Below are 10,565 nucleotides of genomic sequence, written 5' to 3' on the forward strand. Positions count from 1 at the left end.
GTGCCGCGTGGCACCGGGCGCCGCGGGGAGGTGCGGGAAGGTGCGGGTCAGGTCGTGGGCGCCGGAGGCAGCGTCCACGTCCAGGCGCCGCGTCCGTGCGTGGAAACCAGCAGGTACGAGCTGTCGGGGGCGACGGCGAGGTCGCCGACCGGGGTGTTGGGCAGTCCGCTGCCCAGCCGGTACCAGTTGGTGGGGGCGGTCGGCGAGGCGGCGAGGACGCCGTTGTCGGTGCCCACGATCAGCGAGCCCAGGGCGATCTTGACGGCGTTGACGGGCGCGTCGGGCAGGTTGCCGCTGATGTCGGTCCAGGTGGCGCCGCCGTCGTGGGACTCGAAGACGTGGCCGGTGCCCGCGCCGTCGATCCAGTGCCGGCTGTAGGAGCCGTAGACGGCGATGACGTGCGCGGCGTCGGCCTGGTCGACGGAGATCGCGGTGACCACCCGGTTGGGCAGGTTGGGGGCCTGCACCTGGTGCCAGCCGCCGCCGTAGTTGGTGGCGATGCCGGAGACGAAAGGCGAACCGCCTCCGGGGTTGCAGCCGTTGCCGGTGCCGCACCAACCGGCGTACGTCACCGTGCCGTTGGCGGTCACGGCGGTGGCCGCGTTGCCGGCGCCGAGGTCGAAGACCGGCTTCCAGTCGCAGGTCGCGCCGGTGCAGGCGGTGGACCAGCCCTTGCCCTGGTTGTCCCAGACGTAGCGGCCGCCGGCCACCCAGTGCTGGACGTTGGCCACGTCCGCGCCGAAGGGGGCGACGAATCGGCCGTCCTTCTCGCACGGGGTACCGGTCGACGTCGGCTTGAAGTTGGTGCAGTTGGGGCTGATGTTGTACCAGGTGTGGCCGCCGTCGAGGGTCTTGGCGAGGGCCAGGTTGGTGTACTCGGCGACGGTGTAACGGCCGTCCTGCGGGGCGACGATCACGTTGAAGCCGTCGCCGCCCTTGGGCTCGTACATCGCCGGGTCGCCCGGGGTGGACACGGAGTAGCCGTTGTCCTGGAGGCCGCCCCAGAAGATGTCACCGGTGCCCGTGGTGTTCTTGCCCGTCTGGCCGCCGTAGTACTGGAGGGTGCGCAGCCCGGCGTTGAGGTCGTTGAACCCGCCGACCTGGGCGCGCGTGGCGGAGGGGCGGGACCACACGCCGCCGTCGCTGCCGAAGTACGTGGTGCCGTCGGGGGCGACCACGGCCGCGTGGTGGTCGGGGTGGGTGGTGTTGGGGCAGGTGAACTGCGCCGGGTCCCAGCTGAAGCAGCTGTAGGTGTCGTTCCACCAGTACGGGCCGATGGCCGTCCACGTGGAGCCGGAGTCGGAGGTCTCGTAGAGGTCCTCCAGGCCGACGTACAGGTGGGTGTCGTCGGCCGGGTCGACGACGAGGTACTGGTCGTACCAGGCCTGGCCGCCGACGGTGCCGGCGGTGGCGCCCGCGCTCTTGAGGGCGGGGCCGTCCGCGAGCCGGGTCCACGGGCCGTTCGGGTCACCGGTGTTGGAGGCGTAGACGCCCGCGAGCGCGACGGTCGTCGGGTCCTCGACGACGGCGTAGAGCTTGCCGCCGTCGGAGGTGAAGCCGAGGGTGGTGCGGCCGATCTGCGCCTGGGTCAGGTCACCGGAGACGGTGGCCTTGTTCCAGGTGCCGGAGTCGCCGTTGGCGGTGGAGTAGTAGACGCCGTTGTAGGTGAGGTCGTCGGCCTTGGTGCCGCCGCGCCAGCCGAGGACGGCGACCAGGCTGCTGCCGTTGCTGCCGGGCTGGACGCGGACGTCGGTGATCCAGGAGGTGCGGTAGGGCGAGTTGCCGGGGTTCGGGTCCGGCTTGAGGACCGTCTCCCAGGCGCCGTCCGTGGCGGCGGCGTCGTGCCGGATGAGGCCCTGGTTGGTGGCGACGTAGACCTTGGTGCCCGCGAACTCGATGTGCGTCACGAGGCTGTTGGTCAGCCCGGTGCCGGCCTGGGTCCAGGTCTGTCCGCCGTCGGTGGAGCGGTACACGCCGGTGCCGCCGACGCCGTCGGAGTTGGAGTTGCCCTCGCCGGTGCCGACCCAGACCGAGTGGTCGGCCGGGTTGACGGCGACCGCGCCGATGGCGAGGCTCGGCTGGTTGTCGAAGAGCGGGGTCCAGGTCTGGCCCTGGTCGGTGGTCTTCCACACGCCGCCGCCGGCGGTGCCGAGGTAGACCGTGGCACCGTCGGCGGCCAGCGCGGTCGCGCGCCCGGAGACGACGTCGTGCCCGGCCCACCAGGGGCCTTGCGCGTAGGCGGAGTTCTGCGACTGGTACGGCAGGTCGTTCTTCTGCTGCCAGGCGACGGCGGCGCCGGTCACCGGCATGGCGGCGGCGTCCTTCGCGGCGGCCGTCACGGCCTCGGAGCTCACCGAGGTGCCGGGCGCGGTACGGGCGATGTTCGCCTGGGCGAAGGCGGCGAGGATGTCGGCGCTCTCGCCGGCCATGCCGCAGTGGCCGGGACGGGCGTCGGAATCGGCGTCGGCGTCCTTGTCGGCGTCGCGGTCGGCGTCGCGGTCCCGGTCGGCGTCCGGGCCGTGCGCGGCACCGCAGGCGGCGGCTCGGTCGTGGTCGAAGTCGAGGTAGCGGTCGAGGTCCAGGCCGCTCGCCACGGTGGCGGCGACGAGCAGGACGGGCAGGGCAGTGGCGATGGCTATTCGCCGTCTGCTCCAGCGGGTACGCGATGAGGGCATGCGCGGCTCCCGGAGAGGAGGATGTGCGTGGGGACGCGCCATTCTCAGCAACCGCCCAGGGTTTTCCCAGACTTGTCGGACGATCCGTTTATTCAGTGAATGTCCGCCGTCGTCCACCGTGATTCCGCGCGGAACCCGCAGGTGGACCGGCCTGCGGCGTTCCGTGCACGCAAGGAAATCGGGCCGGTCGAACGTGACGCGAATCACGGTTTACCAAGGCCCGATGGTCAGGACGCGACTCATCCGCGAAACGCCGGAAGGGGCCCGCACGGAGCGGGCCCCTACCGGCGTGTGTCGGCCGGGTGCCAGAATGCGCCTACAGTCCCGAGCACTGTCCCAGCTTGCCGCCCTTCACCGTGTTCGGGTTCCAGTCGTTGGTCGGCGGCGGGTTGTTGCCGGAGCAGAGCAGCGAACCGCCGACGGTGTTGCCCTCGATCTCGGCCCGGCTGTCCGCGCGCGTGGCTCAGCCGCTGACGCTGGCGGTGCCCGTCTCGATGTGGCCGGTCGCGCGGCGCGTCCAGGCGGCGTCGCTGCTCACGGTGACGGTGAAGTCGTACCAGCCCTGGGCGATCATGACGGCGTTGAAGTAGTCGCTGACGCTCGCGCCGGGGGCGACCTGGTAGGTCCAGGTGCCGGTGCGGTAATGGGTGGCGGTGATGGTGAACGTGACGGTGGCGGTACCGGTGTTGGTCATCGTGAACCACACCGCCGGCTTGCCGGTGTCCGGGGCCGGCGCGTAGGAGGTGGTGGCCTCCGCGGTCTTGCCGGCCGTGGTGGCGTTGCCGGTGAAGCGGCGCAGGAAGCGGTTGGGGCCGAGCACGGTGAGGTCGTACTGCCCGTTGCCGTAGTTGGCGCCGATGTTGAAGAAGTCGCTGCTGCTGCCGTCGTTGCCGGTCGACGCGTCGTACGGGGCGACGGTGTACTGCCAGGGGCCGCCGCTGCGGTAGGCGTTGGCGTGGACCGAGTAGTGTGCCCAGGCGGTGGCCTGCGGGCCCTGGTTGGCCAGGTCGAGCCAGAGCAGGATCTGGTTGTTCGCGCCGTACTCGATCCGGTCGACCCAGGCGTTCGGCTGGTAGGGCAGGGCGCGGGCGGGCTTGGTGCCGGGCTCCTGGACGGGCATGGCGTTGGTGCCGGGGGCCGGGTTGATCTGCAGGTTGGCGGTGGCCTGGCTGATGGTGGCGCTGGTGTCGGGCAGCGCGGGCACGCCGTAGACGGGGTTGGTGAAGTCGAAGGCGCCGGTGAGGTCGCCGCAGACCTGGCGGCGCCAGGTGCTGATGTTCGGGCAGACGGCGGGGGTGCCGATGGCTGCGGTCCAGGTCTCCAGGAAGCGCAGCACGGACGTGTGGTCGTAGACCCGGGAGTCGACGAAGCCGCCGCGGCTCCACGGCGAGACGACGATCATCGGGACGCGGAAGCCGAGGCCGATGGTGGTGCCGTTGTAGAACTCGCCGGCGGTGCCGGCCGGGGCGGCGGGCGGGGGCACGTGGTCGAAGAAGCCGTCGTTCTCGTCGTAGTTGAGGAACAGGACGGTGGAGTTGAAGACGTCCGGGTTCGCCGCGAGCGCCTGCACCACCAGGTTGACGAAGTGCGCGCCGTTCTGCGGCGGGCCGTCCGGGTGCTCGGAGAACAGCTGGTTGGACACCACCCAGGAGACCTGCGGCAGCGTGCCGGCGACCGAGTCGGCCCGGATCGCGGCGGCGATGTCGTCCGGCGTGGAGCCGGTGCTGGGCACCGAGCCCATGCCGCGCTGGGCGAGCGGGCTCGACGCGGGCGCGCTGGTGAACTGGCTGAAGTACGCGAGGCAATACTCTGGCGAATGTAGTTTCCGTGCTTGCCGGGATCGCTGACCTCCCGGCGCGCCGGCGCCCCAACTAGTCTGCGGCTGGCGGTGATCAGCCGAGCGGTTGCCCACGAGGGGGCGGGAAGCTTTGGGCGGTGTCCTGCCGGTGGTGGGGTCGGGCATGGTCGGGGGGCCGTAAGCTGGCGCGACTCGGTCAGGGCTGTTGGGCCTGACCGCAATTTGGCCGAGTGGCCCCCCGGGCTTGCCCGACTCGGGTCCCGCCACTGGGAGGTGCGTAAAGCTTCCCGCCCCCGGCCCGCACCACCGCGCGGCAGCTATCGGAAGGCCAGCACAACAGGAGACTCCTCACTTGATGCTGGAGGACTTTACGGCAGCCCATCGGCAAGATACAGAGGCCCCCTCCTCATGGCAGGGGGCCTCTGTTGCGTCTGTGCAGATCAGACTGTTCCGAACTCTCCGGCGCGGATGGCGGCAATGAAGGCAGACCACCCGGCGGCGCTGATCTCCAGCTCAGGGCCGCTCCGGTCCTTCGAGTCCCGCACGGGCACGACGCCCTCGTCCACGGCGACGTTGGTTGCGACTTCAACGCACTGCCCGCCGTCGCCCTGGGAGTAAGAGGCCGTCTTCCACTCACGCGGCGGGTTCCAGCTGACAGAGATAGGACCGGTGGTACTCACGTTGACAAGCTCCCTCTTCACGCGGGCGATCAGGCGGGCGGATTCCGTGGCGGACAGGGCGTCTGCTCGAAGCTGATCATAGGCCCGGATCTGCTTCCCTATCGTCGCTGGATCACTTACAGCGTGACCACGACTCATGGATTCCGAGTACGCCCAACGTTCCCCGTCCGGCAGTTCAAGCAACGTGAAGCCGCCCGCCACGCCGGTACGCTCGCCCAGCTCGAAGGGGGCAACTTGGATCACGATGTTCGGATGTCGCTTGGGAACGTCCAGCAGGTGTTGCAGTTGGTACTGCATGACAACCCGGCCGCCGACGTGTTGCCGGATCACCGCTTCGTCCAACACCGCAATCAGGAAGGGCCCCTGAGGCGCCAGGAACCGGGTCTGACGGCTCATTCGGGCCTTCACGTCGAGCTCAATCTTCTCGGCGGTGGCGTCGGGCTGAACGAAGCGGTGCAGAGCGCGGGCATAGGCCGGAGTCTGTAGCAGTCCTGAGATTCGGGCGGTGTCGTACTCTCGCACCTGATCAGCCCGCGCTTCGAGATCCGTGAAGAACTGGAACCGATCTGGACTGGACGGCATCGAGGCCCAGTCGACTGCATCCCATGCTTCGACAAGTAACTTGCCGGTCTTGAACAACTTGTCGCAGCGTTCGGCGTAGTCCCTCGGCGGCTGCCTGGACAGTCTTTCGAACTTCGAGCCGTAGCTCTCATCCAACTGCAAGGCCCGGGACAACGCAGCGGCAGAGCCATATCCCGCGCGGGCCCGCTGGTGCTGAAGCAGCCAAGCCCAAGACTCCGGCGTCAGCCGCCACTCAGGCGCGGGCCTACCTGCCACGTCACCACCAACCCTTCTGGACAAAACCTTTGTCCCGCCGTCAGGTATACCCCTTTGCCTACCCACGGGAGTTGGCTAGTTACCGCACAGCGATCGTCCGGAAGGCGGCGACATGGACACGTACATGCCCCAGGGCGGGCAACTCGTCTTTGACCGGAACACCCGGCGGGCCGGTGTCTACATGGACACCGTAGGCGGTCGGCACTACCTGCGCCCCACGTCCGGCGGGTGCGAGTGGACGGCGGACCCGACCGACGTCGGGCCCGTGCCACCGGACTTGGAGTGCACCAACCCGGCCGGAGCGCCCCGAGGTTCGTTCGCTTCGGCGTACCAGTGAGACCGCTCCGGGTCTACGCAGTGCTGGTCAGCACGACCGTAGTTGCCGGACTGGTCGCCGCACTGTTGGCGGACTCGGCGATACGCGGACAGTCGTACGCAGTTCGAGCGCTGGTGGTCGTGCTGACGTTCGGCGCGGTCTTCAACTCAGCGGTGGTTGTTGCCGAGTCCTTGCTTCAACGAGGTCAACTATCACGCAGAAAGGCGCGTCGAATGAGTGAACCAGTGCCCGACAAGTGCCCGTGCAACCGGGAGATCAGTCCCGACCCGCCGGGGCCGGACGGCACCCTCACGTGGACGTGCGAGTGCCTGAGGTTCGGCTACCTGTTGTGGGACGACTATCTGAGCCAGCATCCGGAGGAGACCCGCGTTCAGGTGTGCGGCTTCAAGCGCATCCGTCGCACCGCCGTCGTGCCGATTGCCGCGTGAGGGCTTCGCGCCGGCGTCAGCCCTGGCTCCACCGGATCGAGATTATCCGCCGGATCGAACAGCCGAAGAAGCCCAAGTAACCCGTACAGACCCCCGTCCCGCCCGCGCAGTCACGGAAGCCACGCGGGTGGGGCGGGCTCAACCTCCCGTACCCCTGCCCCGGGGCTGTCCGAGGGCGGGTGTCCCGGTACGGGAGCGGTCCCGTCCGTACGCGCAACCCCCGTCGTGGACGGGCGGGACCACCCACTTCGAGGAACGGAGAGCCGCCACATGGTCATGGGCAAGAGCACCAAGAAGTCCACCAAGCACAAGACCGATCAGAAGGCGACTGACGCCGCGAACCGGCAAGCCGCCGAGAAGCGCGCCCTGGTCGACAAGTTCAAGGAGAAGGCCGGCGGCAGTGACTCCGACAAGGACTAGCCGCGCGACCGGGACAGGCTTCCCCCAACTCCCGTCAAATGTAACCCCCAAGGACATCCGTGATGCACACTGACATTCCGCAGCAGCCCGCCCGCCGGATCGGCGCCCTGGTCCTGATCAGGGACGGAGAGAAGCGCGTTCTCCTGGAAGAGACGACCTACCGGGAGGGAAAGCAGCTCCCCGGCGGTGGCGTGCACAAGGGCGAACAGGTGGCCGACGCTGCCGCGCGTGAACTCGCCGAAGAGACCGGACTGCGCCGAACGATCTCCTTCCACCTGGGCGTTGACCAGATTCCGGCGAACCCCGCGACCGGGGCCGTCGAGGGCTTCAACTTCATTTGCGACGGCGGGTTCGCCTCGCACGCCGAAGTAACCGGACTGAGCATCCCCGTCGGCGCGGCCAAGGAGATCCGGGCACTCGTGTGGATCCACCCGGACGAGGTGGACGACCACGCCGAGCCGTACATGGCGGCGCGCATCCGGATCGCCATCGCCCACGCGGACTGCGGGCTGAGGCAGCCGCTTCTCTACATCGGGCAGCCGGCCGACCGGCGTCACGGCGCATGAGCAACAGCTCGGGCCCTGGCTATGGCCCCGGCGACAGACCATGGCGAGCCGAGTACTGGTTTCGAGGGCAGCCGGGTGTTCCCGGTGTCCCGGGCTTGTCCGACGTTCGCGGATGGACTGCCGCCGAGAGTTTCGAACGGCTTGCCACGCACCTGCTTGCGGACGCCGCCCGACGGTGGTGGGCTCTCGAAGTCCCGCGCGAAGTGAAGGACTTCGGCGAGATCCTGCTTCGGCACGCGAGGCCGATTGCCGAAGCCCGGGGCCGCTGGAGGTACGCGCCGAGCGGCCGGCAGCAGTGGGCGCACGTCACGGTGACCTACGACCCGAACGGAGGGTAACCGGTGTCCCCAAGGAATTCCGACCCCGGCCAGTTCTTCGTATCGGATGCCCGGGCGCTGTCGGTGGTTGACGCCGACGGTTGCGAGTGTCCCCAGCCTGACAAATGCGTGGAACGGCTGAAACTGCCGCCGCTGTTGGGGAACTTCCGGGACAAGCACGGTCGCCTTTGGACCGTGCTCGGTCGCAGACGATTCGCCGACCCGCTGACCGGCAGGGTCCGCTACACGGAGGTCTGCATTCGCCGCTTCGAGCGAGACCATCCGGTCCACATGACCATCCGGTGTGCCGGTCCGCCGGCCATGGAAAACAGGTACGAACGGAATCGGCCGGGACGCCCACCGAAGACCGAAAGGCTCCCGTTCCAACCCGCAGCCCTTCCGGGTAGCTAGCCAGTTGGAACGGGCCCTGAAAGTGCACGAGCCCCTGGGACAGCCCCGGGGAGCAACACGTCAGGAGGTACGAGAATGCCCGAAATGATCTGTCCGTCCTGCGGCGGCACCGGGCAGGTTCAGGTGCAGAAGTTCACGGAGGTGACGAACCCCGACGGCTCGAAGTCCTACATCTCGTCCACCGAGGTTCAGCGGTGCTCGGGCTGCGGCGGCACCGGCAAGAAGCAGTACTGAGCCGCATACTGGCACCATGAGCGAAGACGAAGAAGCCTCCGGCACGCGCCCGTTCATGAAGTTCCGGGTCCGATGCCCCAACTGTGCGGACGGAGTCCGCCACCGAGCCCGCATGGGCGTCCGTGACGGCCAGGTCGGTACCGGTCATATCGCCGAGACGTGCCCGGACTGTGAAGGTACGGGATACATCCCCCTCAACAACGGGGAATGGAAAGGGCGCCCCAAGCCGACCACCTGAGGAACGGCGCGTTACAGGCCCCGTCCGGGTTCGCCTGGGCGGGGCTCTGTCGTATCCGGAAGCGGGTTGGCGACAAAGGTTCCCCGGTGCGGGACCGTGAAGATCCACCCCTCCTCGCGCAGAGATCCGAGCGCGCGGCGGAGCGTTTTCCGGGCGACCCCGAAGCGTTCGCACAGGGCCTTCTCTGTATCGAGCTGTCCTCCCGGCTGCCACCGGCCAGCCTGGATCTCGGTCTTCAGCGTGGTCACGATCTGGCGGTATGGCCACTCGGGGGCGTGGTGGTCGATCTCATCTGGCATGCCGAGAAGGGTAGCCATAGGGCTTCATCGAGACAGAAGAGTAGACAAGGGTAGACATGGGTATACATAGATAAGTACCGTCGAAGCACAACCACAGAACCCCGGCGACCGCGTCAACGGTCCCGGGGCATGGCCGACGCTTTAGAGGAGCGACGACATGGCCAAGCTTACCGTTCTGGTGATCCTCTGGGTTCTGCGCCGGGTGCTGCCGGCTCGCGGGGAACACCGTTCCATTCCCATCCGTCCGGAGCACCGGGAGGCACCCGCCATCTGCGGGTGGCACCGTCCGATCCCGGCACACCTGCTCGCCCGCACGATGCCCCTGGGGCCCGCTCCGCTCGTTCCCCGGTACCTGGACGCCTGGGAGCAGACTCCCCCTACCGAGAAGGTCGCTGTACTGAAGCAGCAGGCGGACACGCATGCGGCCCGGTGGGAGAAGATCCGGCAGCGGCGGGCAGCTGCGTTCGCGGCGCAACTCGACCTTCCCGACCCGCTTCACTGGCTCGATGACGCGACCGACGGTCACGGGGTTCTCACCGGGGCGGGTGCGTGATGTCGCGGGCGTTCGTCAAGGTGCTGCTGGACGGCACCCGCCGGGGGAACACGAGGGGCCTGCGGAAGTGCCAGCGGGAGGGGTGGACCATCGTGGGTGGCGCCTACTGTTCGGTGCAGTACTCGCCGCGGGCTAAGAACGACCCGCGGCCGTGGTCAGACGGCGTCCTGCACTACCGGGCTCTGGACTGCTGGGCGGTTCCGCCGATCGTGACCGAAACCCTGGCGGTGTTCGGCAACTGAGAGTCAACCCAACGGCCCTCGACAACAGACCCGCTGGCGCTCCGGCCAGCCGTTACACTCGTCAGCCCCCGGCCTCTCCGGTCGGGGGCTGACAGTTTTCTCGTGACGGTCTGCACAGGGGACGAGCACATGCCGGAGTGGGAAGGCGAAGGGCAGCCCGATGAAGACGGTGAGATCTTTCTCGGGGGCGGCCCGAAGCTGGAAGGTGTCGACTACGAGGGGCCATGGCTGGAGGCGCGCGCTGCCGCCGAGCAGTTGAACGCCCTTCTTGCCGCTCTGGGCCTTCAGGGGCCCGATCTTGTGCGGGCGCAGGCCGGGTGGTCCGACGACGGGCACGGCGTGGTGTTCCTGAAGGGAACGGCATCCGGAGCGCGTCGGCTTGGAGAGGTGCTCGACCGCATGGCGGGTCGAGACAAGGACGAGTGCACGTGCGGCGAGTGAGCCCAGCCTGACCCTGCGGGCGTTCGTCTCGGGGGTGTTGAGTCTGGGTCGGCCGGCGCCCGGCCGGGACCGGCCGTCAGGCCGCAGCC

The 10,565-nt window shown here is 68.7% G+C and carries 11 protein-coding genes and 1 pseudogene; 8 read left to right on the plus strand and 4 right to left on the minus strand.

Translation table 11 applies throughout. The features are described from left to right. Positions 1–47: 47 nt before the first annotated feature. The 3 genes and pseudogenes from AB0O00_RS20000 to AB0O00_RS20010 all read right to left on the minus strand — a co-directional run bounded on the left by AB0O00_RS20000 (position 48) and on the right by AB0O00_RS20010 (position 5,870). Complete coding sequence (locus AB0O00_RS20000) at positions 48–2,675, minus strand: hypothetical protein (protein WP_363653562.1); 2,628 nt, start codon at positions 2,673–2,675, stop codon at positions 48–50. Positions 2,676–3,138: 463 nt separating this feature from the next. Beyond that, positions 3,139–4,476 (minus strand): annotated as a pseudogene (locus AB0O00_RS20005) (alkaline phosphatase family protein); the annotation flags it as partial. A 437-nt stretch (positions 4,477–4,913) separates the two neighbouring features. Then, on the minus strand, positions 4,914–5,870 hold the full coding sequence (locus AB0O00_RS20010) for a DUF397 domain-containing protein (protein WP_363653564.1): 957 nt from the start codon (positions 5,868–5,870) through the stop codon (positions 4,914–4,916). Positions 5,871–6,102: 232 nt separating this feature from the next. Between AB0O00_RS20010 and AB0O00_RS20015 the strand changes: the two genes are divergently transcribed. From AB0O00_RS20015 to AB0O00_RS20035, 5 genes are all read left to right on the plus strand, one after another. Then, positions 6,103–6,327, plus strand: coding sequence for a hypothetical protein (locus AB0O00_RS20015; protein ID WP_363653566.1), 225 nt, complete (start codon positions 6,103–6,105; stop codon positions 6,325–6,327). 20 nt (positions 6,328–6,347) lie between these two features. Next, positions 6,348–6,755, plus strand: coding sequence for a hypothetical protein (locus AB0O00_RS20020; RefSeq protein ID WP_363653568.1), 408 nt, complete (start codon positions 6,348–6,350; stop codon positions 6,753–6,755). 270 nt (positions 6,756–7,025) lie between these two features. Then, on the plus strand, positions 7,026–7,175 hold the full coding sequence (locus AB0O00_RS20025) for a hypothetical protein (protein WP_363653570.1): 150 nt from the start codon (positions 7,026–7,028) through the stop codon (positions 7,173–7,175). 62 nt (positions 7,176–7,237) lie between these two features. Then, the gene (locus AB0O00_RS20030; RefSeq protein WP_363653572.1) at positions 7,238–7,741 is read left to right on the plus strand and encodes an NUDIX hydrolase; all 504 of its coding nucleotides are present in this window, start codon (positions 7,238–7,240) and stop codon (positions 7,739–7,741) included. Positions 7,742–8,544: 803 nt separating this feature from the next. Continuing rightward, positions 8,545–8,703, plus strand: a complete 159-nt coding sequence (locus AB0O00_RS20035) for a hypothetical protein (RefSeq protein ID WP_363653574.1) — start codon at positions 8,545–8,547, stop codon at positions 8,701–8,703. A gap of 249 nt (positions 8,704–8,952) precedes the next feature. On the opposite strand, the gene AB0O00_RS20040 is transcribed toward AB0O00_RS20035, so the two are convergent. Further along, positions 8,953–9,240 (minus strand): winged helix-turn-helix domain-containing protein, encoded by a 288-nt coding sequence (locus tag AB0O00_RS20040; protein WP_363653576.1) that lies wholly within the window; start codon positions 9,238–9,240, stop codon positions 8,953–8,955. Positions 9,241–9,397: 157 nt separating this feature from the next. Between AB0O00_RS20040 and AB0O00_RS20045 the strand changes: the two genes are divergently transcribed. The 3 genes from AB0O00_RS20045 (at position 9,398) to AB0O00_RS20055 (ending at position 10,476) form a co-directional block, all read left to right on the plus strand. Continuing rightward, entirely contained in the window at positions 9,398–9,793 is a 396-nt protein-coding gene (locus tag AB0O00_RS20045; protein WP_363653578.1) for a hypothetical protein, read from the plus strand. Next, entirely contained in the window at positions 9,793–10,035 is a 243-nt protein-coding gene (locus AB0O00_RS20050; RefSeq protein WP_363653580.1) for a hypothetical protein, read from the plus strand. Before AB0O00_RS20045 ends, AB0O00_RS20050 begins: the two co-directional genes overlap by 1 nt. A 102-nt stretch (positions 10,036–10,137) precedes the next feature. Then, the gene (locus AB0O00_RS20055; protein WP_363653582.1) at positions 10,138–10,476 is read left to right on the plus strand and encodes a hypothetical protein; all 339 of its coding nucleotides are present in this window, start codon (positions 10,138–10,140) and stop codon (positions 10,474–10,476) included. Positions 10,477–10,565 lie beyond the last annotated feature (89 nt).

It is taken from the genome of Kitasatospora sp. NPDC093558 (genome assembly GCF_040683475.1).
Taxonomy (GTDB): domain Bacteria; phylum Actinomycetota; class Actinomycetes; order Streptomycetales; family Streptomycetaceae; genus Kitasatospora.

Excerpts from the sequence above, each read along its gene's own strand:
- AB0O00_RS20000 (WP_363653562.1), bottom strand. The coding sequence starts at position 2,675 with ATGCCCTCATCGCGTACCCGCTGGAGCAGACGGCGAATAGCCATCGCC.
- AB0O00_RS20015 (WP_363653566.1), top strand. The coding sequence starts at position 6,103 with ATGGACACGTACATGCCCCAGGGCGGGCAACTCGTCTTTGACCGGAAC.
- AB0O00_RS20025 (WP_363653570.1), top strand. The coding sequence starts at position 7,026 with ATGGTCATGGGCAAGAGCACCAAGAAGTCCACCAAGCACAAGACCGAT.
- AB0O00_RS20030 (WP_363653572.1), top strand. The coding sequence starts at position 7,238 with ATGCACACTGACATTCCGCAGCAGCCCGCCCGCCGGATCGGCGCCCTG.
- AB0O00_RS20035 (WP_363653574.1), top strand. The coding sequence starts at position 8,545 with ATGCCCGAAATGATCTGTCCGTCCTGCGGCGGCACCGGGCAGGTTCAG.
- AB0O00_RS20040 (WP_363653576.1), bottom strand. The coding sequence starts at position 9,240 with ATGCCAGATGAGATCGACCACCACGCCCCCGAGTGGCCATACCGCCAG.
- AB0O00_RS20045 (WP_363653578.1), top strand. The coding sequence starts at position 9,398 with ATGGCCAAGCTTACCGTTCTGGTGATCCTCTGGGTTCTGCGCCGGGTG.
- AB0O00_RS20050 (WP_363653580.1), top strand. The coding sequence starts at position 9,793 with ATGTCGCGGGCGTTCGTCAAGGTGCTGCTGGACGGCACCCGCCGGGGG.